This window comes from Homoserinibacter gongjuensis, from assembly GCF_030161875.1.
GTDB classification, from domain to species: Bacteria; Actinomycetota; Actinomycetes; order Actinomycetales; family Microbacteriaceae; genus Homoserinibacter; species Homoserinibacter gongjuensis.
Window position 1 is genome coordinate 3,023,935 of sequence record NZ_BSVA01000001.1, and the last position, 21,046, is coordinate 3,044,980.

Below are 21,046 nucleotides of genomic sequence, written 5' to 3' on the forward strand. Positions count from 1 at the left end.
CCAAGAAAATGAGGAGGAACCCCATGAGGCGCACGAGAATGTTGGCGGGAGTCAGCATCGCGGCGGCCGCCCTGCTGGCGCTGACCGCGTGCAACAGCGGAACGCCCAGCAACCCCGGCGGCAACGGAGGCGATGACGACACGGGGGACGGCGTCCCCTGGACGGTCGCCACCGACGTCTCGCTCGACGGCTCGCCCACCTTCGACGCGATGACCGAGCGCGGCAAGGTCATCATCGGTGTCAAGGAGGACCAGCCGAACCTGGGCTACCTCGACGCGACGACGAACGAGCGCACCGGCTTCGACGTCGACATCGCGCGGTGGATCGCGGCGTCGCTCGGCTTCGACGAGGGCGACATCGAGTTCAAGGCCATCGCATCCGCGAACCGCGAGCAGTCGATCGTGAACGGCGACATCGACTACTACGTCGGCACCTACTCGATCACCGACAAGCGCAAGGAGCAGATCGACTTCGCGGGGCCGTACTTCATCACGGGCCAGGGCATCCTGGTGCGCGCAGATGACGACACGATCTCGAGCGAGGCCGACCTCAACGCCGACACGACCGTGTGCTCGGCGACCGGTTCGACGCCCATCCAGAACATCCGCGAGAACTACCCGGATGTGCCGACCGTCGAGTTCGACCTCTACTCCGCGTGTGTCGAGGCGCTCATCAACGGTGACGTGGATGCGGTGACGACCGACCAGGCGATCCTGATCGGCTACGCGGCGCTCTACTCGGGCGAGATCAAGGTGGTCGGTGAGCCCTTCACCGAGGAGCGCTACGGCGTCGGCCTCCCGAAGGGTGATGACGCGCTGCGCGCGCACATCAACGACCTCTTCGAGGACGGCGGCGACGTCTGGCAGGCGATCTTCGATCGCAACCTCGGTGACTCCGGCACCAAGGTCGACCAGCCGGAAGTCGACCGCTACTGATCCCCTGACAGTTCCTGGTGGGGTCGGGTGACCGGCCCCACCAGGAAGTCCCCGAGACGGAGGCTCCGTGGGCGTCATCTTCGACAACTTCGACCTGTGGTCGGAGGCGCTCGGCAACACGCTGTTGCTGTTCGTCGCCGGCGGTGGCATCGCACTCGTGCTCGGACTGCTCGTGGGCGCCATGCGGGTCTCCCCGTGCCGATCGCCCGCGGTGTCGGCACGGTCTACGTCAACATGGTGCGCAACACCCCGCTCACCCTCGTCTTCTTCTTCTTCGCCTTCGGCTATCCCCAGCTGCTGCCGAGCCCCGGCTTCACGGTGCTCGCGATCTGGGCGCTCGGGATCTACACCGCGACCTACGTGGCGGAGGTCGTGCGCGCGGGTGTCAACACGGTGCCGGTGGGGCAGGCCGAGGCGGCGCGCGCGATCGGTCTCACCTTCGGACAGGTGATGTCGCTCATCGTTCTGCCGCAAGCCGTTCGCTCGGTCGTGCCGCCCATGATGAGCGTGCTCATCGCCCTGCTCAAGAACACGACAGTCGCCGCCGGCTTCTCGGTGCTCGAGCTCGGCGCCGTGCGCGCCTACCTCAGCGAGCGGGGGAGAACGCCCTCGTCGTCTTGCTCTGGGTTGCCGTGATCTTCGTGGCGCTCGTATTCGTCTTGAGCTTCGTGCAACGCCGACTCGAGACCGTCTGGAGGATCGCACGATGACATCCGTTCTCTACGATGTGCCTGGGCCGCGGGCGATCCTGCGCAACCGCATCCTCGCGGTGCTCACCGTGCTGCTCGTGCTGGGCGGGCTCGCCTTCGTGATCTACCGCTTCGCCGACACGGGGCAGTTCACCGCCGAGAAGTGGTACGTCTTCAGCTTCGGCGCGGTGTGGGTGGGCATCGGTCAGGCCCTCGGTGCGACCCTCGCCGCCTTCGGAGCCGCCGCGGTCGGCAGTCTCATCCTCGGGTTCGTGCTGGCGATCGGGCGGGTGTCCGATCACGCGGGCGTGCGCGTGCCGGTGGCGGGTGTCACCGAGGTCTTCCGCGCGGTGCCGGTGCTCGTCTTCATGATGCTGCTGTTCTACGGTCTGCCCACGATCGGGCTGCGGATGCCGCCGTACTGGGCCGTGGTCATCGCTCTGATCGTCTACAACGGCTCGGTTCTCGCCGAGGTGCTCCGCGCCGGCATCGAGTCCCTCCCGCGCGGGCAGCGCGAGGCGGCATACGCCATCGGACTCCGCAAGAGCGGGGTGCTGCGCCTCGTGCTGCTGCCGCAGGCCGTGCGTGCCATGCTGCCGGTCATCGTCGCCCAGCTCGTCGTCACGCTCAAGGACACGGCGCTCGGCTTCATCATCACCTATCCCGAGTTGCTCTACTACGCGAAGCGACTCATGGTCCAGTCGGGCCGACCGATCCTGCCGTCGATCATCATCATCGGTGCGATCTACATCGCCATGTGCCTCGTGCTCTCGGGCATCGCGAAGTGGCTCGAGATCCGCACCCGCCATTCCCCCGCGGGGGTGTGCCTCCCACGATCACGCGGGCGGACGCCGCCGCACACGACATCACGACGACCCAACTCATCGCGACGCAGAAGACCAGCCCCGGCCGCGACGGCTTCGGCACGATCTTCCGACCGTGAGGCGCTAAGCGTCGGCTGCGGTGAGTTCCTCCGCTCGCGCCGCGGGCGCGTCGAACGCGCCGCGGTAGGCGGCCGCCGGGTGACGCTCGTTGAGCCGCGGGTACCCGAAGAGCTTCTCGCGCAGGGTGCCGGGCGCGTACTCGGTCTGGGCGAGGCCACGCCGCTGCAGCACGGGGGTGACCTTTTCGGCGAACTCGGCGAACGATCCGGGGATCACCCAGTTGATGACGTTGATGCCGTCGACGCCCGCGGCCTGCCACTCCTCGATGCGGTCGGCGATCTGCTCGGGGGTGCCGACGACGCGCGTAGAACCCGATGACATCCGCGCGAGATCCCGCACCGTGGGCTCGCGGTCGGTGATCGCCGCCCGGGTCCACTCGAGGAAGCCCTTCGCGGTGTTCGTCTCGACGTCCTTGAGCAGGGTCTCGGGCGGGTAGACGCGGCCATCTGGATCCACGACGGCGCTGTGGGCGAGGTAGCCGTCGACGCTGATGAAGCGCTCGTACTCGGCGGCCTTGGCCTGCGCCTCCTCCTCGGTGTCGCCGATCACGAAGCTCAGCCCCTGGTAGAAGGTGATGTCGCCGGGCTCACGACCCGCCTCCACGGCGCGCCGACGGGTGTCGGCGATCTGCGCGGCCGCGACGTCCGGGTTCGGCGCGATGATGAAGGTCGCCTCGGCGTGCTGAGCTGCGAAGTCGCGTCCCGAGGTGGAGGAGCCGGCCTGGAAGAGCACCGGCGTGCGCTGCGGCGACGGCGCGGGCAGGTGGGGCCCCTCGACCCGGTAACGCTCGCCGACGTGGTGGATCTTGTGCACCTTCGTGGGGTCCGAGAACCACCCGTCTTTGTCCTGCAGCAGGGCGTCGTCTTCCCACGAGCCCTCCCAGAGCTTGTAGGCGACATCCACGTACTCCGCCGCCCAGCGATAGCGCTCGGCGTGGTCGGTGAGCCGGTCGAGGCCGAAGTTGCGGGCGCCGTTGTCTTGCACGCCCGTCACGATGTTCCACGCGACGCGGCCGCGCGAGAGGTGGTCGAGCGTCGACACCTGCCGCGCGAAGTGGAACGGATGCGATTGCGCCACGTTCGAGGTGAGCGCGAGCCCGATGTCGCTCGTCGACACCGCGAGCGCCCCGAGCAGCACGGTCGGATCGTTGCTCGGGATCTGCAGCCCCTCGCGCACGTACACCGACCAGTCGCCGTCGGCGTCGCCGTAGAGCCCCGTGACATCCGCGAAGAACATCGCGTCGAACTTGGCCGCTTCGAGCAGCTGCGCGAGCTCGATCCAGAGTCGCACGTCGGCGAACTCGTGCTGCCGCGCGTCCGGACGCCGCCATTGCCCGTGGTGGATGTGGGATGCGGTGTTCATGACGAAGGCGTTGAAGCGCAGGGGCGTGGTCATGCGGTCTCTCCTGAGGGGTGGGTGGCGGATTCGGTGGCGGGCACGTCGAGGCGCCCGAGCGCTCCGATCAGCTCGCGGGTGTACGGATGCCGGGGTGCGCGGAAGATCGCCTCCGGGTCGCCGCGCTCGACGATGACGCCGTCTTTCATGACGAGCACCTCGTCGCTCATGTGGTGGATGACCCCGAGGTCGTGCGAGATGAACAGGTAGGCCACCCCGAGCGCGCGTTGCAGGGCGACGAGCAGATCCAGGATCTGCGCCTGCACCGACACGTCGAGGGCCGACACCGCCTCGTCGAGCACGATGAGCGCGGGCTGCCGGGCGAGTGCCCGCGCGATCGCGACGCGCTGACGCTGGCCGCCCGAGAGGGTGAGCGGCAGGCGCCCGAGCACCTCGTCGTCCAGCGCGACGAGCCCCAGCAGGTGCCGGATGCGGGCCGTGCGCGCGGGGCACGCAGCGCGCCGTCGAGGGCGTCGCGCAGGATCTGCTCGACGGTCCACCGCGGGTCGAACGAGCTCAGCGGGTCCTGCGAGACGACGGCGATGCGGTGCCGCTCGGGGCGCCGACGCGACTCCTGAAGGCCCGTCCACGGCCGACCGGCGAGGCGTACCTCGCCTGCGTCGGGGTGTTCCAGTGCCAGCACGAGCCGTGCCGTCGTCGACTTGCCCGAGCCCGACTCCCCCACGATACCGAGGGTGCGACCGCGCGGGAGGGTGAACGAGACGTCGTCGACCGCAACATGGCGAGCGCCCCCGGGGCCGCTGTAGCTCTTCCGCAACCCGGCAGCCTCGACGAGGGCGACCCCGTCATCCGGAACCGCTGCCCGGTCGGGGAAGGCGGGCAGAACGAACTCGGGGGCGAGGCGCGTGTCACGGGTGTGGCCGCCCGGCACCGCGGCGATGAGGGCACGCGTGTAGGTGTGCTGCGGAGCGGCGAGCACGTCGCGCACGGGACCGTACTCCACGACCTCGCCCTGGCGCATCACGAGGATGTCATCGGCGAGATGAGCCACGACGGCGAGGTCGTGCGAGATGAGCACGAGCGAGACGCCCCGCCGCTTCATGTCCGCGAGTTGCGCGAGCACCTGCGCCTGCACGGAGACGTCGAGTGCCGTCGTGGGCTCGTCGGCGATCACGATCTCGGGGTCGAGCGCGATCGCCGAGGCGATGAGCGCGCGCTGCCGCAGGCCCCCGGAGAGCTCGCCCGGGCGCTGCCGCGCGCGACGCTCGGGTTCGGGCACCCCCACCGTCTCGAGCAGTTCGGTCACCCGGCGGCGACGCGCGCGCCGGTCACCCCAGCCGTGCAGCCGCAACGCCTCCTCGATCTCCGCGCCGACGGGCCGCAGCGGGTCGAGGGAGACGAGGGCATCCTGCAGCACGACGCCGATGCGCCGGCCGCGCACCTCACGCCAGCGCCGCTCGGTGAAGCCACGCAGGTCGTCGCCGTCGAGGGAGAGCTCTGTCGCATCGACCCGCGCCCCGCGTCCGGTGAGCCCCACGAGCGTGCGGGCCGTCACCGACTTGCCCGAGCCCGACTCCCCCACGATCGCGAGGCAGCGGCCGCTGGACAGGTCGAACGAGAGGTCGCGCACGATCTCGCGATGGCCCGCCGAGGTCGTGAAGCCGACCGTGAGGTCACGCACCCGGATGCGGGGTTCGGTCTCGCGGGTCGGCGCGTCTGCGGGGCGCTCCGTCGTGAGGGTCATGCCTTCTCTCCCGTCTCGAGAGCCATGCGCAGGCGGCCGCCGAGGCTCGTCGCGGCGAGCGCGAGAGCGACGATCACGAGCCCCGGGATCACCACGAGCCACGGCGCGCGCGTGATGTAGGCGCGGCCCGCATCCAACAGGGCACCCCACTCGGACGACGGCGGCGCGACGCCGAGACCGAGGAACGCGAGGCTCGATGCCCACACGATCGACTGGCCGATCGAGAGCGCGAAGATCGCGACGAGAGGTCGCAGCGCGTTCGGCAGGATCTGCCGCAGCACGATGCGCGTGCGCGGGTGCCCGAGCGCCACGGCGGCCTCGACGAACGCCGAGGATCGCGCCGCGAGCACCTGGGCACGGACGATGCGCGCGTAGCCGGGCGCGGTGCCGATGCCGACCGCGAGCACCTGGGTCCACGCCGACGGCCCGAGGATCGCCACGAACAGCAGCGCGAGCAGGAGCGCCGGGAAGGCGAACGCCACTTCGAGCACGAAGCCGACCGCACCCGAGAGCAGCCGTCCGCCGAGCGCGGCCGCGGTGCCCAGGAGCACGGCGAGGGTCAGACTCACGGTCGCGGCCCCCACTCCGATGAGCAGCGACTCGCGCGTGCCCCACACGACGCGGCTGTACAGGTCGCGGCCCGCCTCATCCGTTCCGAACCAGTGGGCGAACGACGGTGCCTCCAGGGCCGCGGCGAAGTCGTTGGCCGTCGGCGAATGGGTGGCGAGCACGGCCGGCCAGGCGGCGGCGAGCAACAGCAACGCGACGAGCGCGAGGGCGGCCACGAGCCCCGCGGCCGGTCGGCGGCGACGCGGTGCGATCGACGCGGATGGCGTGGGGGCGGGGCGCAGCGCGGTCATGCGATCCTCACTCTCGGGTCGACGACGGTGTAGAGCACGTCGACGAGCAGGTTCGTGACGACGTAGACGGCCGCGATCAGCACGACGATGCCGGTCACCACCGGGATGTCCTGCGAGCCGACCGCCGTCACGAGCACACGGCCGATGCCGGGCCGGTTGAAGATGCTCTCGACCACGACGGCGCCCGAGATCGTCGCCCCGAGGGCCCAGCCGCTCAAGGTCACCGCGGGCAGCACGGCGTGGCGCAGCACATGCCGCAGCCGCAGCGCGGTCTCCCCATGCCCCGCATCCGCGCCGAGACGACGAAGGGCTGCTCGAGCGCGCGCTCGAACTCGGTGCGCGTGGCCTGGCCCATGAATCCGGCGAGCGGAATCGCGAGCGTGAGTGCGGGCAGCAGCAGCCCGTCGGGGCCGCTGCCGCCCATGACGGGCGCCCAGTGCAAGGTGAGGGCGAACACGAGCAGCAGCACGATTCCGAGCCAGTAGTGCGGCAGGCCGGCCGCGACCGTGTCGACGGTCTGGCCGAGGGATCGGATGCGCGGCCCGCGCCCGGCTGTCGCGACGACCCACGCGACCATCAGCAGCCAGGCCAGCGCGATCGCGGTGAGCGAGAGCACGAGGGTCGCTGCCACCTGCTCTCCGATGATGTCCCACACCGGACGGAACTGCTGATACGAGCTGCCGAGGTCACCGCGCACGAGCCCGCCGAGGTAGTCGAGGTACTGCCGCACCACCGGACGATCGAGTCCGAACTGCGCGACGATCGGCGCGAGCTCCTCGGGGGTGCGCGTGACGGCCTGCCCGCTGCGGATGTTGAGGATCGTCGTCGCGCGGTCCCCCGGCAGTGCGAGCTGCGCAAGGAACGCGGCCGTCGCGGCGCCGAGCAGCACGGCGAGCGCCGAGACCAGGCGCCGTAGCGCCTCAGCCGACGAGGTACGCGTCATGGAAGACCGGCCCTCCTGCGAGTGCTCCTGCCAGACGTCGTGGAGGCTGCCGCTCACGGCCAGCGTCGAGAGCCGGTCGTACACGCCGATCGCGAGCGCGTGATCCGCGATGTACTCCTGGGCGCGCTGATAGGCGGCGTTCTGTGCGTCGACGTCGGCGGCCGAGTTGCCCTCGAGGATGTCGGCATCCAGGTGCGGATCGGCGGAGAAGCTGTCGTTCCAGTAGTTGGGGTGCTCCTCGGTGCCACTACGCCAGGTGATGTACAGGATGCCGGCGGTCACCGCGGTCCAGTAGCCCACCGAGATGTCCTTCTCCTCCGGGCTCGAGTAGGCGCCCGCGAAGAGCTCGCTCTGCGGCACCGGGATCAACTGCACGTCGAAGCCGACGGCGGAGGCCTGCTCCTGCAACGCCTGGAGGATCGCCGCACCGTCGGTGTTGATGATCGATCCCGCGCCGTACGGGAGCACCGCGGTGAGCCGCTCGCCGCCCTTGGTGCGCGTGCCGTCGTCATCGCGCCCTGTCCAGCCCGCCTCGTCGAGCAACGCATTCGCCTGCTCGGGGTCGTAGCTGTAGCGAGCTGCGGCGGCCTCGCTGTAGCCCGGCGTCGACTGGCTGACGCTGCCGTTCCCCTCATAGGGGATGAGGCCCTGCCCGATCGTCTCGACCGCCGCCTCACGGTCGAGGCTGTAGGCGAAGGCCTGCCGCACCCGTTCGTCGACGAACACGCCACGAGAGGTGTTGAAGGTCAGCTGCTGGGGACGCCCGGCCGTGACGTACCGCTCGAGCTCATAACCCTCGTCACCGAGGGGGCCCACTCCACGGCGGGCACGTCGTAGATCGCCTGCACCTCGCCGCTGCGCAGCGCCGCGACACGGGTGGTGGCATCCGCGACGAACTTCCATTCGACACGATCCACGATCGCGGGCCCCTGGTGGCGGGCGTTCGCCGGCCACGAGGTGTAGTGCGGGTTGCGCACGAGCACGATCTCGGATCCGCGGCTCCACGACTCCACCGTGAACGCGCCCGTCCCCACCGGCGCCTCGCAGTTCTGCTCGTCGCTCCGCGTTTCGAGCGCCTGCTGCGACTGGATGCCGAAGTAGCCCTGGGTGAGCGTCTCGGCGAGGCGCGGGTACGGTGCGGAGAGGTGCACGACGAGCGTGAGATCGTCGACGGCCTCGGCGGAGGAGTAGTAGCCGTCGAGCCACACCTGGGCCGTCGAGTTGCCGCCCGCGACCCAGTAGTCGAAGTTGTACGCAACGACCGCCGCGGTGAGCGCGGTGCCGTCGGTGAAGGTCACGCCCTCCTTGAGGTGGAAGGTCCAGGCCAGTCGGTCGTCGGAGACCTCATAGCTCTCGGCGAGCCAGGGCACGGCCGCGCCGTCGTCATCGAGCGAGAGCAGGCTGTCGAGCACCTGGTACGAGAGGTACGCCTGCTCGATCCAGCCTCCGAAGACGCACGCCGGCTCCTGCTGGTGCGCGTAGACGATCGTGCCGCCCTCGAGCGGCGCGCTGTCGCCCCCTGAGGCGCTGCTCGGGGCGCACCCCGCGAGCGCGAGCATCGCGCCGACCGCACCGAGGGCGGCGAGGGGACGGAGGGTTCGGGCAGTGGGGGCATCGGCGGTCGGCTCCTGTACGGGACGCGCCTTCGGTCGAAGGCGACCCGGGAACTGTAGAAAGCCGAGAGGCGGTGCGTCGAACCGACGCGTCACACGCGGACCGCTGCCGTCGCGAGCCGTCGCGAGCCGTCGTGACGCGTCACATGGCGTCACGCCGAAGCCGGGAGGATCGCAGTCAGGAGCGCTGGGAGAATGCCGACTGGTACAGGCACACCGATGCCGCTGTCGCGAGGTTCATCGACTCCGCGTGCCCGTAGATCGGCACGCGCACGGCGCGATCGGCGAGGGCGAGCTGCTCGTCTGCCAAGCCATGGGCCTCGTTGCCGAACAGCCACGCGGTCGGCTCCGGCAAGCGCTCCCGCAGCGTCGGCAGCTCCTCGCCGGAGATGTCGGCCGCGAAAACCTGCATCCCCGCCGCCTTCACGAGGTGCAGGGCGTTCTCCAGGGTGCCGCCCTGCGCGAGCGGCAGGTGGAAGATCGAGCCCGTCGTGGAACGCACGACCTTCGGATTGAAGGCGTCGACGCTCTTGCCCGTGAGAATCACGCCATCGGCACCCGCGGCATCCGCGGCTCGGATGATGGTGCCCGCGTTGCCGGGGTCACGCACCTCTTCGAGGATCGCGACGAGCCGCGCGCCCTGCGCCAACAGGTCCCTGATCGTCACCGGGAACTGCCGGGCGACGGCGACGACCCCTTGCGGGGTGACGGTATCGGCCATCGCCTCGAGCACGGCATCCGACACGGGCTCGGGCTCGATCCCGGCGGCGGCGAGGCTGCGGCCGAGTTCCGGATGCCGGTCGAAGACACCCTTGGCGGCGTAGACGTCGACGAGCAGCTCGGGGTGGAAGGTCAGCGCCTCACGCAGCGCCTGCGGTCCCTCGACGAGGAACAACCCGGTCTCTTCACGGGCGGCGCGCTTGGCGAGCTTCGCCACAGCGCGCACACGCGGGGAGCGGGGGTTGTCGATCATGATGCCGATGGTAGGAAGAAGACGGCACGCGCCGGGAGGCGCGCACCGTCTTCTTCGGAAACTGCTGGTGACCGCGAGGTTACGCGGCGCTCTTGGGAGCGTTCACGTCCTTCGGGAGCGCGGCCTTCGCCGCGGCCACGAGGCCGGTGAAGGTCGCCGGCTCGTTCACCGCGAGGTCCGCGAGGATGCGACGGTCGACCTCGATACCCGCGAGCCCGAGGCCCTGGATGAGGCGGTTGTAGGTGATGCCGTTGGCGCGGGCAGCGGCGTTGATGCGCTGGATCCACAGGCGACGGAACTCACCCTTCTTGGCGTGGCGGTCACGGTAGGCGTAGACGAGCGAGTGGGTGACCTGCTCCTTCGCCTTGCGGTAGAGACGCGAACGCTGACCCCGGTAGCCCTGGGCGCGCTCGAGCGTGGTGCGGCGCTTCTTGGCGGCGTTGACCGCCCTCTTGACACGTGCCATTTCTTCAGTCCTTCTGCTGTATCCGGGCCGGGCTTACTTGCCCAGGAGTCCCTTGATGACCTTGGCGTCCTGCGGGGACAGGATGACGTCGCGGTTGAGACGACGCGTCACCTTCGAGGACTTGCCCTCGAGGTTGTGGCGCATACCCGCGCCCTGCTTCTTGACCTTGCCGCTGCCGGTGATCTTGAAGCGCTTCTTCGCACCGGAGTGCGTCTTCTGCTTGGGCATTACTCTTCCTCTGTCTTGTCGGCAGGTGCCGCTTCGGCGGCGGATGCGTTGGCATCCGTCGGGTTCTGGGAGCGCGTCTTGTTCGCCGCGCGCTTGGCGTTCTGCTCGGCCTTGGCATCGACCTTGCTCTTGTGCGGGCCGATGATCATGACCATGTTGCGACCGTCGATGGTCGGGGTGGACTCGACGGTGCCGAACTCGGCGACATCCTCGGCGAAGCGCTGCAGCAGGCGTACGCCCTGCTCGGGGCGGGACTGCTCGCGACCGCGGAACAGGATCATGGCCTTGACCTTGTCTCCGGCGGCGAGGAAGCCCTCGGCGCGCTTGCGCTTGGTCTCGTAGTCGTGCTTGTCGATCTTCAGGCGGAACCGCACCTCCTTGAGGATGGTGTTCGCCTGGTTACGCCGGGCTTCCTTGACCTTCTGAGCCTGTTCGTACTTGAACTTGCCGTAGTCCATGATCTTCACCACGGGAGGCTTGGAGTTGGGCGCCACCTCGACCAGATCCAGGTCGGCCTCCTGCGCGAGACGCAGGGCGTCTTCGATGCGGACGACGCCGACCTGCTCTCCGCCGGGGCCCACGAGGCGGACCTCGGGAACGCGGATGCGGTCGTTGGTTCTGGGATCGCTGATGCGGGTCTCCTTCATTCTGCGGTGTCGATGCGCCGGGGCGCAGCACGCACGTGAAGAGATCCGCACCCGTGCAACCGGTCGACCCGAAGGTGCTGCCGGCGGAGTGCGCCACCGCTCCCGCACCCTTTCGGGCACGATCTCGGTTGCCTACTCGAACCCGATAACCTGAAGAGGCGGTCGGCGGGTGGGATTGCTCCACTTGCGTTTCCGGGGAGATGGCCCCGGAGCCCGCCTAAGAATAGCAGAGGAACCCCGTGAGCACCGAGCCCGAGTCCGCCCCCGTCTCCGACGACATCGCCCCCGTGGGCGCAGAGGATGTCGGCGAGGAGATCCGCGACATCGCGGACGTTCCCGCGGTCGAGGTGATCAACACCGTCGCGGTGCACCTCATGAGCGCCGCCGCGGTCAAGGTGGGCCTCGCCGATGATCCCGACACCCAGCTCGACCTCGACGAGGCGCGCAAGCTCATCGACGCCCTCGCAGGGCTCGTGACGGCGGCCGCTCCCGCGGTCGGCGATCATCACGCGCGCGCGCTGCGCGACGGCCTCCGCACCGTTCAGCTCGCGTTCCGCGAAGCATCCGCGTTCCCCGACGAGCACGGCAAGGGCCCGGGCGAGAAGTGGACGGGGCCCGTCAGCTGACGTCCGCGCGAGGCGCCTCTCGGGGTCGCTCGAGGGCAGGCGCCTGCGAGCTGAACGGACGCCTCAGGATGTGGTGCGCACGGCGATCGAGTCGACGCGGGTCGCGATGAGCTCGTCGGCGGCCCAGCGCTCCTGAAGCCGCGCGAGCAGGGTCCGACGCGCGTCGTCGGTGGCGTCGGATGCGAGGCGCAGCAGCACGATGAGTTCGGGGCCGGCGAGGCGTGCCTCCGGGTCGCCGGCCGCCAGGCCGATCGCCTCGACGACCGGCTCGTCGGCGACCGACGCGCCGAACGCATCCGCGACCTCGGCATCCTCGAAGGCGGGCGTCCACCCTCCCCTGTCGCGAGCGCGCGGAAGGCGGGCGCACGCACGACCGTCTGGGTGTCGGAGCCCGGGTCGACCACGATGAGCGGCGTGCCTTCCGAGGCCGCCGCGAGGGCGATGCGACTCGCCTGGATCGGGATCGGACGCGCGACGGCATCCCAGCTCTGCATGGCCGCGACCGAGGTGAAGGCAGGAAGCACCGCACGACCGTCCGGGGCCGCGACCGTCACGATCGAGAGCTCCTGGGTCTTGTCGACGGTCTGCCCGTACGGACCCGTGCCGTGGTCGCCCGCGACCGCGACGAGCGGCACGAGCAGACGTTCGGGGTGCAGCGCCGCGACCACCTGCTGGATGCCGAGTTCACCGGCACGCAGCCGCCGGATCGCCTCGATCACGCTCTCGGGCGCTGAGCCGTCGTCGGCCGCGAGCGGGTTCTCGTGGAACCGGCGCCCCTCGAACGGGATGCCCGCGCTGTCGGCGTGCCGATCCATTCCGGAGTCGCCGGTCAGTCGCTCGCGACGTCGATGGCCTCGGCGAGCGTGAAGGCGCCCGTGTAGAGGGCCTTGCCGACGATCGCACCCTCGAGCCCCTGCGGCACGAGAGTGCGCAGGGCCGCGATGTCGTCGAGCGAGGCGACACCGCCGGATGCGATGACCGGCTTGGGCGTGCGCGCCATGACCTCGGAGAGCAGCTCGAGGTTCGGGCCCCGCAGGGTGCCGTCCTTGGTGACGTCGGTGACGACGTAGCGCGCGCATCCGGCGTCCTCGAGACGGTCGAGCACGGCCCAGAGGTCGCCGCCCTCCTTGGTCCACCCGCGTGCCGCGAGGGTCGTGCCGCGCACGTCGAGCCCGACGGCGATCGCCTCGCCGTACTCGGCGATCACGTGCGCCGCCCACTCGGGGTTCTCGAGCGCGGCCGTACCGAGATTGATGCGCTTGGCACCCGTCGAGAGTGCCGACTCGAGGCTCGCATCGTCGCGGATGCCGCCCGAGAGCTCGATGTTGATCTTGCGCGGCGTGTTCTTGATGACCTTCTTGATGACAGCGTGGTTGCTGCCGCGGCCGAAGGCCGCATCGAGGTCGACGAGGTGGATCCACTCGGCGCCCTGGTCGGCCCACGTCTGCGCGGCGTCGACCGGGTCTCCGAAGCTGGTCTCGGTGCCTGCCTCACCCTGGGTGAGCCGCACGGCCTTCCCGTCGGCGACGTCGACCGCGGGCAACAGGGTCAGGGCGGGCGAAGTATTGAACTCGGTCATCTCCGGGGGCTTTCCGCGGGACGAATGCCCGCACACAAGGTTCAGATACTAGCCCAGCCGCTCCGTGGCGCCGATTCTCTCGGGACACGCAACGCGATCCGTGACTTTTCCGTGACGTCGGGCGAGCGCTCAGAGCGTCGCGAGCCAGTTGCGGAGCAGGCGGATGCCGGCCTCGCCCGATTTCTCGGGGTGGAACTGGGTGGCAGCGAGCGGGCCGTTCTCGACCGCCGCCACGAAGCGTTCGCCATGCTGCGCCCAGGTGACCCGGGGCTGGGCGAATGCGCCGATGGCTTCGAGCGACCAGTCGCGCGCACCATACGAGTGGAGGAAGTAGAAACGCTCGTCGTGCAGACCCGCGAAGAGCGCCGAATCATCCGGTGCTTCGACGGTGTTCCACCCCATGTGCGGCAGCACGGGGGCGCGCAGCTCGTCGACGACACCGGGCCATTGCCCGAGGCCCTCGGTCTCGACGCCTCGCTCCACACCTCGGTCGAACATGACCTGCATGCCGACGCAGATGCCGAGCACCTTGCGTCCGCCCGCGAGGCGACGCTCGATGAGCTCGGCGCCGCGGGCGCGACCCAGTGCCTCCATGACGGCCGCGAAGGCGCCGACGCCCGGCACGAGCAGCCCGTCCGCTTGCATGACGCGGTCGCGGTCGGCGCTGAGCTCCACGCTCGCGCCGGCTCGCTCGAGCGCCTTGACGGCCGAGTGCACGTTGCCCGAGCCGTAGTCGAGCACGACGACGGATGGGCTCGTCATGCTCAGAGTGCGCCCTTCGTGGACGGCACGCCGCTCACCCGATCGTCCCGGGCGACGGCCTGACGGAAGGCGCGCGCGAAGGCCTTGAACTCCGCCTCGGCGATGTGGTGCGGATCGCGGCCCGCGAGCAGCGTGAGGTGCACGGTGAGACCCGCGTTGAAGGTGATGGCTTCGAAGACGTGCCGCACCATCGATCCCGTGAAGTGGCCGCCGATGAGGTGGAACTCGAACCCCGCGGGCTCCCCGAGTGCACGAGGTACGGGCGCCCCGAGATGTCGACGACCGCCTGCGCCAGCGACTCGTCGAGCGGCACGAGCGCGTCGCCGAAGCGCGCGATGCCGCGCTTGTCGCCGAGTGCCTGCTTGATCGCCGTGCCGAGCACGATGCCGGTGTCCTCGACGGTGTGGTGTACGTCGATCTGGGTGTCACCCTCGGCGCGCACGGTGAGGTCGACGAGCGCGTGCTTGGCGAAGGCGGTGAGCAGGTGGTCGAAGAACGGCACCGTGGTCTGGATGTCGCTCGTGCCGGTGCCGTCGAGGTCGAGCGTCAGCTCGATGCTCGACTCGCTCGTCTGTCGGCTGAGACGCGCGGTGCGGTGGGTGCTCATGGCCCCAGCCTATCGAGCCCCGCCGGGCCCGAGCTCGGCGAGGCTGCGCAGGAAGAACTCGGTCTCAGCCGCCGTGCCCGCGGTCACCCGCAAGGCGTTCGAGATGCCGACGTCGCGGATCAGGATGTCGCGCTCGAGCAGGGCGTTGAAGGTCGCCTGTGGGTCGTCGACCCCGTCGAAGAGCACGAAGTTCGCCTCACTCGCCCACGGGCGATAGCCGAGTTCGGGGAGTTCGGCGATGATCCGGTCGCGCTGGCCGATGATGTCGTCGACCATGGCGAGCATCTCGGGCGTGTGTGCGAGCGCGGCGACCGCCGCCGCCTGCGTGAGAGCCGAGAGGTGGTACGGCAGGCGCACGAGCCTGAGCGCATCCGCGATCACGGGGTCTGCGGCGAGGTAACCCACGCGCACGCCCGCGAAGGCGAACGCCTTGCTCATCGTGCGCGAGACCACCAGCCGTTCACGGCCGGGCAGCAAGGTGAGCGCAGTCGGGCGGTCCTTGGGCATGAACTCCGCGTAGGCCTCGTCGACGAACACGATCCCGTCGGTCGCGTCGTACGCGGCCGCGATGGTCTCGAGGCTCAGGCCCGTTCCCGTGGGGTTGTTGGGCGCGCACAGGAACACGAGATCGGGCGTGTGCCGCTCGATCGCCCGCACCGCGGTCTCGGGGCCGATCTCGAAGTCGGCGTCCCGCTCCGCGGTGACCCAGGTGCTGCCCACCCCCGCGGTGATGATGGGGTGCATCGAGTAGGTGGGCGGAAACCCGAGCACGCGCCGTCCGGGACCGCCGAAGGCCTGCAGGAGCTGCTGGATGATCTCGTTCGAGCCGTTGGCGGCCCACACGTGCTCGCGAGTGAGGCCGTGACCGAGGTAGTCGGCCAACGACTCGCGGAGCGCCGTGAACTCGCGGTCGGGGTAGCGGTTCGCCGTGAGCACGGCGTGCGCGAGCGAGGTGACGATGTCGCGCGCGACGGCCTCGGGGATCGGGTGCGTGTTCTCGTTGACGTTGAGGGCGTAGCGCACGTGCTTCTGCGGCGCCCCGTAGGGGGTCAGCCCCCTCAGGTCGTCACGGATCGGCAGGTCGGAGAGGGAGGCCACCCCGCGATTCTACTGAGCACGGATGCGGCTCCCGCGGGCCGCGAAAACACGGGTGGCGCCCCGCGCCGAGGAGCAGTACGGCGCGCGGCTACTCCGAGTACTGCAGCGGGATGGCCAGGCGCTGACCCGGCTGCACCTCGGTCGTGGACAGCTGATTGAGGGCGACCAGATCCGAGACGACCTGACGCGGATCGGCCTCGGGCGCGATCCATGCCGCGAGCTCCCACAGGGACTCCCCCGCGGCGACCGTGACGTGCTCGAAACTCGCCGTGGATACCGTCGACCCCGCCTCGGCCGGCGGGCTGCCGAGCGTCGAGACGGCGAGGGCGATCGCGAGAGGGGCGGCGAGCAGCACACCCAGCACCGCGCGACCCCGGCGGGTGATGCGCAGCCGCGGCATCGGGCGCACGGCGGCATCCGCAGAACGCGCGGCGAACGTGGTGGGGGTGAAGGCGATGGTGCTCATCTGGATCCTCCTGCTGGTGGACAGCCACCGCATCCGGCCTCGGCCGGGAGGCCGGATGCGAAGCTGTGTTCCGAATGTATCTTCGATCGAACGTATGTTCAAGTCATTTCGCGAGATTCGTGGGAATCCGGTGAATCACGGGGATTCATCTCGCGACACACTCGAACGGATGTTTGCCGGCACCCGCCGAAGCGGATACAGTTTCGATCGACGGGATGCATTCGATCACCAACCACCGACATCGCCTCCCGCACCGGCACCAGGCCGGCGACACCGAGCCCCGCGGGAGATCAGATGAGCGAGATCGAGCAGACCGACGAACGCCCCGCGACGCGCCGTCGCAAGAGCCTCAGCGAGAAGCAGCTCGCGATCCTCGAGGTGATCCAGCGCTCGGTCTCGAGCCGCGGCTACCCGCCGAGCATGCGCGAGATCGGCGACGCCGTGGGCCTCGCCTCCCTCTCGAGCGTGACGCACCAGCTCAACCAGCTCGAGCTCGCCGGGTATCTGCGCCGCGATCCGAACCGGCCGCGCGCGCTCGAGGTGCTCATCGACATCCCCGTGGCCGACGACCCGAACGCGAGCACCCCCGTCGGCGACGCCGCCATGGTGCCGCTCGTGGGACGGATCGCGGCCGGCGTGCCGATCACGGCGGAGCAGCAGGTGGAAGAGATCTTCCCGCTCCCCCGGCAGCTGGTCGGCAAGGGCGAGCTCTTCATGCTCAAGGTCTCGGGCGACTCGATGATCGACGCGGCCATCTGCGACGGCGACTGGGTCGTCGTACGGTCGCAGCACACCGCCGAGAACGGCGAGATCGTCGCCGCGATGCTCGACGGAGAGGCGACCGTCAAGGTGTTCCGTCAGCGCGACGGCCACACGTGGCTACTGCCGCGCAACACGGCATTCGAGCCGATCCTCGGAGATCAGGCCGAGGTGCTCGGCAAGGTCGTAGCGGTGCTGCGCTCGGTCTGAGCGCGCGCGAGCCACTCCTCGATCACGCGCATGAAGCGCGTGTGATCGTCGCGGAACACCGTGTGCCCCGCGCCCGCGACCGTCTCGACGGTCATGCCGAGCCGACGCAGGGCCGCAGCGGCGACATCCGTGATGAGCAGGCTCTTCTCGGCGAGCACGACGAGGCTCGGCGCCACGAGATGCAGCGGCGGCACGATCGGCCGGCTGTCGGCGAAGCCGAGGATGGTGCGCTTGTCCCAGTCGCGCAGGGTCGCGAGCTCGATCTCGACGTCTTCGGTGCTCCAGCGCGGGTTCCAGCGCACGAGAGCAGCGCGACGCGGCCGGGGCGCGAGGGCGAAGGCGAGCTTGAACAGCATCCCCCGGACGCCGCGCGGAAACGCGAACGCTGGGTCGACGTAGATGGCGGCGCGCGGCGCGAGTCGGTCGGCAGCGAGCGAGGCGACGAGGCCGCCCAGCGAGTGGCCCATCACGAGATCCGGCGGCCCCGACAGCAGCGGGGTGACCGTCTCGACGACGTCGTCGGCCCAGCCGCGCGGCGTGTACCGGTGGGAACGGGGCGAGGCGCCATGACCGGCGAGGTCGACGGCGAGCACGCGGAACCCCTTGGCCTGCAGTTCGGCGCTCACGCGATGCCAGGCCCGGTGATCCGACATGATGCCGTGGATGAGGATCGCGGTGCGGGGTCCCGATCCGGACGTGTGAACTGCCAACTGCACGCCACGAGGCTACGACCGGGGCCTGGGCAGAAACCCCGACATGGCTGACGAACGCCCGCGAGTTCGGGGATAGGCTGCGAATGCCGACAGGCAGCGTGGCCCGTACCTCGTGTCGTGGCGCCCGCCCGCCGGAGCACAACATGAGAGAGGTCACACCATGCGCACCAAGTACGCGATGCCCGCCATCGTGGCCGCAGCAGCCCTGCTGCTCGTCGGCTGCGTCGACAACAGCACGACCGATCCGGGCGGCGGAGGCGACTCGCCCGCCGTCGGTGTCGACGAGGCAGCCGTCGCGCTGCTTCCCGACGACATCAAGGAGTCGGGCAAGCTCGTGATCGGCATCGACGCCACCTACCCGCCGAACGAGTACAAGGACGACGCCGGCGAGCCGATCGGATGGTCGGTCGACCTCGGCAACGCGATGGCGGCGAAGCTCGGGCTCGAGCCCGAGTACCAGATCTCGTCGTTCGACAAGATCCTGCCGAGCATCACCGGCGGCACCTACGACATCGGGCTCTCCTCCTTCACCGACAACGAGGAACGCGAGAAGGTCGTCGACTTCGTGAACTACTACGAGGCCGGCATCCAGTGGGCTCAAGCCATCGGCGGCAGCGTCGACCCGGCGAACGCGTGCGGTCTCACCGTCGCGGTTCAGGCGACCACCTACGAGGAGACGGATGAGCTGCCCGCCAAGTCGGATGAGTGCGTGAGCGCCGGCAAGGAGCCGATCAACATCCTCAAGTACGAGAAGCAGGATGAGGCCAGCAACGCGCTCGCCCTCGGCCAGGCGGATGCCATGTCGGCCGATTCGCCGATCACGCAGTACGCGGTCTCGAAGCTCAAGGACAAGATCGAGCTCGCCGGTGACGCCTTCGACGTCGCGCCCTACGGCATCGCCGTCGACAAGGGCTCGCCGCTCGCGCAGGCCATCCAGGCCGCGCTGCAGTCGCTCATCGACGACGGCACCTACCTGGACATCCTGACCGAGTGGGGCGTCGACGCCGGCGCCGTCGACTCGATCACGATCAACGCGGCGACCGCCGGCTGACCTCGTGTCGTCGCCTCAACCGCACCGTCCGGCGGCACGGACCACCGTGCCGCCGGGAGGTGCGGATACCGCCGAGCCCATCCGCGCCATCCGGCTGAAGCATCCGGGCCGCATCGTCTTCGCGGCCGTGCTGCTGCTCATGCTCGCGCTGTTCGTCATCGACGCGGCACAACGCGAGGCCTACGGCTGGGACAACTTAGCGAAGTACATCTTCGACAAGCGCATCTCGCAGGCCGCCCTCAACACCCTGCTGCTGACGATCTACTCGATGGCGATCGCGATCGTGCTCGGTGTCGTGCTGTCGGTCATGCGGCTCTCCGACAACCCCGTCGTGAAGGGCGTCGCGTGGCTGTACCTCTGGGTGTTCCGCGGCACCCCGGTGTACGTGCAGCTCGCGTTCTGGGGACTCATCGCGACCATCTACTCGACGATCGACATCGGCATCCCGTTCATGGAGCCGTGGCTCTCGTTCGAGACAAAGAACGTCATCGACGTGTTCTGGCTCGCCGTGATCGGTCTCGCCCTCAACGAGGCCGCCTACATGGCCGAGATCGTGCGCGCCGGCATCCTCTCGGTCGACAAGGGCCAGGAAGAGGCCGCGACGGCACTCGGCATGGGGTGGCTGCTCACGATGCGGCGCGTCGTGCTGCCGCAGGCGATGCGCATCATCATCCCGCCGACGGGCAACGAGGTCATCTCGATGCTCAAGACGACCTCGCTCGTCGCGGCCGTGCCGTTCAGCTTCGACCTCTACGGTCGGGCGCGTGACATCGCGGTCGAGATCTTCGACCCCGTGCCGCTCCTGCTGGTCGCCTCCGCGTGGTATCTGCTGTTCACCTCGATCCTCATGATCGGGCAGTACTTCCTCGAGCGGCGCTTCTCGCGCGGGGTCGGGCAGGCGCGCGACACCCGCCGGGTGGGCACCGCGACGGATGTCATCCCGACCGTCACCGGCTCGGTCACGACCGCCGACAAGGCCGAAGGAGACGGACGATGACCGGCACGCCGACATCCGAGGTGCCGATGGTGCACGCCGACCGCGTCTCGAAGAGCTTCGGCTCGCTCGAGGTGCTCAAGTCGATCTCGCTCACCGTGAATCGCGGCGAGGTACTCTGCCTCGTAGGTCCCAGCGGCTCGGGCAAGTCCACCTTCCTGCGCTGCATCAACCACCTCGAGCGTGTCGACGCGGGCCGACTCATCGTCGACGGCGAGCTCATCGGCTACGTCGAGCGCGGCGACAGGCTCTATGAGATGCACCCGCGCGAGGCCGCCCGACAGCGACGCGACATCGGCATGGTGTTTCAGCGCTTCAACCTCTTCCCGCATATGACGGCCGTCGAGAACGTCGCCGAGGCACCCATCCGGGTCAAGGGCATGAAGAAGGATGACGCGTATGCACGGGCGCGCGAACTGCTCGCCCGGGTGGGCCTCGCATCCCGTGCCGACGCCTACCCCGCACACCTCTCAGGCGGTCAGCAGCAGCGCGTCGCGATCGCCCGCGCGCTCGCGATGGAGCCCAAGCTCATGCTGTTCGACGAGCCGACCTCGGCCCTCGACCCGGAGCTGGTCGGCGAGGTGCTGCAGGTCATGAAGCAACTCGCCGAATCGGGCATGACGATGATCGTCGTGACGCACGAGATGGGCTTCGCACGCGAGGTGGCCGACTCGCTCGTCTTCATGGACGGCGGCGTCGTCGTGGAGTCGGGTGATCCGCGCGAGGTGCTCAGCAATCCGCAGCACCAGCGCACGCGCTCGTTCCTGTCGAAGGTGCTGTAGC

At 69.6% G+C, this 21,046-nt stretch carries 23 protein-coding genes and 6 pseudogenes; 9 read left to right on the plus strand and 20 right to left on the minus strand.

Annotation, left to right across the window (positions count from 1 at the left end; all coding sequences use genetic code 11):
* Nucleotides 1-23: 23 nt before the first annotated feature.
* The 3 genes and pseudogenes from QQK29_RS16155 to QQK29_RS16165 form a co-directional block, all read left to right on the plus strand.
* Complete coding sequence (locus QQK29_RS16155; protein ID WP_284301654.1) at nt 24-935, plus strand: glutamate ABC transporter substrate-binding protein; 912 nt, start codon at nt 24-26, stop codon at nt 933-935.
* 67 nt (nt 936-1,002) lie between these two features.
* Nucleotides 1,003-1,645: pseudogene (locus tag QQK29_RS16160) on the plus strand (amino acid ABC transporter permease).
* Nucleotides 1,642-2,370, plus strand: a pseudogene (locus tag QQK29_RS16165) (amino acid ABC transporter permease); the annotation flags it as partial. The pseudogenes QQK29_RS16160 and QQK29_RS16165, both read left to right, overlap by 4 nt.
* Nucleotides 2,371-2,571: 201 nt before the next feature.
* On the opposite strand, the gene QQK29_RS16170 reads toward QQK29_RS16165, so the two are convergent.
* The 12 genes and pseudogenes from QQK29_RS16170 to infC form a co-directional block, all read right to left on the minus strand.
* Complete coding sequence (locus QQK29_RS16170; protein ID WP_284301655.1) at nt 2,572-3,963, minus strand: NtaA/DmoA family FMN-dependent monooxygenase; 1,392 nt, start codon at nt 3,961-3,963, stop codon at nt 2,572-2,574.
* Complete coding sequence (locus QQK29_RS18205; RefSeq protein WP_348533935.1) at nt 3,960-4,178, minus strand: ABC transporter ATP-binding protein; 219 nt, start codon at nt 4,176-4,178, stop codon at nt 3,960-3,962. The genes QQK29_RS16170 and QQK29_RS18205 overlap by 4 nt, the downstream gene beginning before the upstream one ends.
* Before the next feature lie 129 nt (nt 4,179-4,307).
* Nucleotides 4,308-4,553 (minus strand): annotated as a pseudogene (locus tag QQK29_RS18210) (glutathione ABC transporter ATP-binding protein); the annotation flags it as partial.
* Nucleotides 4,505-5,668, minus strand: a pseudogene (locus tag QQK29_RS16175) (ATP-binding cassette domain-containing protein); the annotation flags it as partial. The pseudogenes QQK29_RS16175 and QQK29_RS18210, both read right to left, overlap by 49 nt.
* On the minus strand, nt 5,665-6,528 hold the full coding sequence (locus tag QQK29_RS16180) for an ABC transporter permease (protein ID WP_284301656.1): 864 nt from the start codon (nt 6,526-6,528) through the stop codon (nt 5,665-5,667). The pseudogene QQK29_RS16175 and the gene QQK29_RS16180, both read right to left, overlap by 4 nt.
* On the minus strand, nt 6,525-6,779 hold the full coding sequence (locus QQK29_RS16185; RefSeq protein WP_284301657.1) for an ABC transporter permease subunit: 255 nt from the start codon (nt 6,777-6,779) through the stop codon (nt 6,525-6,527). Before QQK29_RS16185 ends, QQK29_RS16180 begins: the two co-directional genes overlap by 4 nt.
* Nucleotides 6,749-8,287 carry an ABC transporter substrate-binding protein gene (locus QQK29_RS16190; RefSeq protein ID WP_284301658.1) on the minus strand — a complete coding sequence of 513 codons (1,539 nt, stop codon included), beginning with the start codon at nt 8,285-8,287 and terminating at the stop codon, nt 6,749-6,751. The genes QQK29_RS16185 and QQK29_RS16190 overlap by 31 nt, the downstream gene beginning before the upstream one ends.
* Nucleotides 8,218-9,030 carry an ABC transporter substrate-binding protein gene (locus QQK29_RS16195; protein WP_284301659.1) on the minus strand — a complete coding sequence of 271 codons (813 nt, stop codon included), beginning with the start codon at nt 9,028-9,030 and terminating at the stop codon, nt 8,218-8,220. The genes QQK29_RS16190 and QQK29_RS16195 overlap by 70 nt, the downstream gene beginning before the upstream one ends.
* 232 nt (nt 9,031-9,262) lie before the next feature.
* Complete coding sequence (locus QQK29_RS16200) at nt 9,263-10,057, minus strand: TrmH family RNA methyltransferase (protein ID WP_284301660.1); 795 nt, start codon at nt 10,055-10,057, stop codon at nt 9,263-9,265.
* Between the two features lie 79 nt (nt 10,058-10,136).
* Entirely contained in the window at nt 10,137-10,523 is a 387-nt protein-coding gene (rplT, locus tag QQK29_RS16205) for a 50S ribosomal protein L20 (RefSeq protein WP_284301661.1), read from the minus strand.
* Nucleotides 10,524-10,556: 33 nt separating this feature from the next.
* Nucleotides 10,557-10,751, minus strand: coding sequence for a 50S ribosomal protein L35 (gene rpmI, locus QQK29_RS16210; RefSeq protein ID WP_284301662.1), 195 nt, complete (start codon nt 10,749-10,751; stop codon nt 10,557-10,559).
* Nucleotides 10,751-11,398: a translation initiation factor IF-3 gene (gene infC, locus QQK29_RS16215; protein WP_284301663.1), complete on the minus strand. Its 648-nt coding sequence runs from the start codon at nt 11,396-11,398 to the stop codon at nt 10,751-10,753. The genes rpmI and infC overlap by 1 nt, the downstream gene beginning before the upstream one ends.
* 278 nt (nt 11,399-11,676) lie before the next feature.
* Here infC and QQK29_RS16220 point away from each other — a divergent pair, with 278 nt between their 5' ends.
* Nucleotides 11,677-12,024 carry a DUF1844 domain-containing protein gene (locus tag QQK29_RS16220; RefSeq protein WP_284301999.1) on the plus strand — a complete coding sequence of 116 codons (348 nt, stop codon included), beginning with the start codon at nt 11,677-11,679 and terminating at the stop codon, nt 12,022-12,024.
* Nucleotides 12,025-12,087: 63 nt separating this feature from the next.
* Here the strand turns inward: QQK29_RS16220 and QQK29_RS18215 are convergent, their stop codons facing one another.
* Nucleotides 12,088-12,222 (minus strand): hypothetical protein, encoded by a 135-nt coding sequence (locus QQK29_RS18215; RefSeq protein WP_348533944.1) that lies wholly within the window; start codon nt 12,220-12,222, stop codon nt 12,088-12,090.
* A 218-nt stretch (nt 12,223-12,440) separates the two neighbouring features.
* Nucleotides 12,441-12,680, minus strand: a pseudogene (locus QQK29_RS18220) (SseB family protein); the annotation flags it as partial.
* On the opposite strand from QQK29_RS18220, the gene QQK29_RS18225 reads away from it, so the two are divergent.
* Complete coding sequence (locus QQK29_RS18225; protein ID WP_348533945.1) at nt 12,630-12,758, plus strand: hypothetical protein; 129 nt, start codon at nt 12,630-12,632, stop codon at nt 12,756-12,758. The pseudogene QQK29_RS18220 and the gene QQK29_RS18225 sit on opposite strands and share 51 nt — an antisense overlap.
* 95 nt (nt 12,759-12,853) lie before the next feature.
* Here the strand turns inward: QQK29_RS18225 and priA are convergent, their stop codons facing one another.
* The 5 genes and pseudogenes from priA to QQK29_RS16250 form a co-directional block, all read right to left on the minus strand.
* Entirely contained in the window at nt 12,854-13,603 is a 750-nt protein-coding gene (gene priA / locus QQK29_RS16230) for a bifunctional 1-(5-phosphoribosyl)-5-((5-phosphoribosylamino)methylideneamino)imidazole-4-carboxamide isomerase/phosphoribosylanthranilate isomerase PriA (RefSeq protein ID WP_284301664.1), read from the minus strand.
* Nucleotides 13,604-13,732: 129 nt separating this feature from the next.
* On the minus strand, nt 13,733-14,365 hold the full coding sequence (gene hisH / locus QQK29_RS16235) for an imidazole glycerol phosphate synthase subunit HisH (RefSeq protein ID WP_284301665.1): 633 nt from the start codon (nt 14,363-14,365) through the stop codon (nt 13,733-13,735).
* Nucleotides 14,366-14,367: 2 nt separating this feature from the next.
* A pseudogene (gene hisB / locus QQK29_RS16240) lies at nt 14,368-14,972 on the minus strand (imidazoleglycerol-phosphate dehydratase HisB).
* Nucleotides 14,973-14,981: 9 nt separating this feature from the next.
* Nucleotides 14,982-16,070 (minus strand): histidinol-phosphate transaminase, encoded by a 1,089-nt coding sequence (locus QQK29_RS16245; RefSeq protein WP_284301666.1) that lies wholly within the window; start codon nt 16,068-16,070, stop codon nt 14,982-14,984.
* Nucleotides 16,071-16,158: 88 nt separating this feature from the next.
* On the minus strand, nt 16,159-16,536 hold the full coding sequence (locus QQK29_RS16250; protein WP_284301667.1) for a LysM peptidoglycan-binding domain-containing protein: 378 nt from the start codon (nt 16,534-16,536) through the stop codon (nt 16,159-16,161).
* 294 nt (nt 16,537-16,830) lie between these two features.
* On the opposite strand from QQK29_RS16250, the gene lexA reads away from it, so the two are divergent.
* Nucleotides 16,831-17,505, plus strand: a complete 675-nt coding sequence (gene lexA, locus QQK29_RS16255) for a transcriptional repressor LexA (protein WP_284301669.1) — start codon at nt 16,831-16,833, stop codon at nt 17,503-17,505.
* Here the strand turns inward: lexA and QQK29_RS16260 are convergent.
* A complete protein-coding gene (locus QQK29_RS16260; protein ID WP_284301670.1) occupies nt 17,457-18,221 on the minus strand; it encodes an alpha/beta fold hydrolase in 765 nt (254 codons plus the stop codon). The genes lexA and QQK29_RS16260 overlap by 49 nt on opposite strands.
* A 157-nt stretch (nt 18,222-18,378) precedes the next feature.
* On the opposite strand from QQK29_RS16260, the gene QQK29_RS16265 reads away from it, so the two are divergent.
* From QQK29_RS16265 to QQK29_RS16275, 3 genes are read left to right on the plus strand one after another with little or no spacing between them, the layout of a single operon-like run.
* Complete coding sequence (locus QQK29_RS16265) at nt 18,379-19,269, plus strand: ABC transporter substrate-binding protein (protein WP_284301671.1); 891 nt, start codon at nt 18,379-18,381, stop codon at nt 19,267-19,269.
* A 46-nt stretch (nt 19,270-19,315) separates the two neighbouring features.
* On the plus strand, nt 19,316-20,266 hold the full coding sequence (locus QQK29_RS16270) for an amino acid ABC transporter permease (RefSeq protein ID WP_284301672.1): 951 nt from the start codon (nt 19,316-19,318) through the stop codon (nt 20,264-20,266).
* Nucleotides 20,263-21,045, plus strand: a complete 783-nt coding sequence (locus tag QQK29_RS16275; protein WP_284301673.1) for an amino acid ABC transporter ATP-binding protein — start codon at nt 20,263-20,265, stop codon at nt 21,043-21,045. The genes QQK29_RS16270 and QQK29_RS16275 overlap by 4 nt, the downstream gene beginning before the upstream one ends.
* Nucleotide 21,046 lies beyond the last annotated feature (1 nt).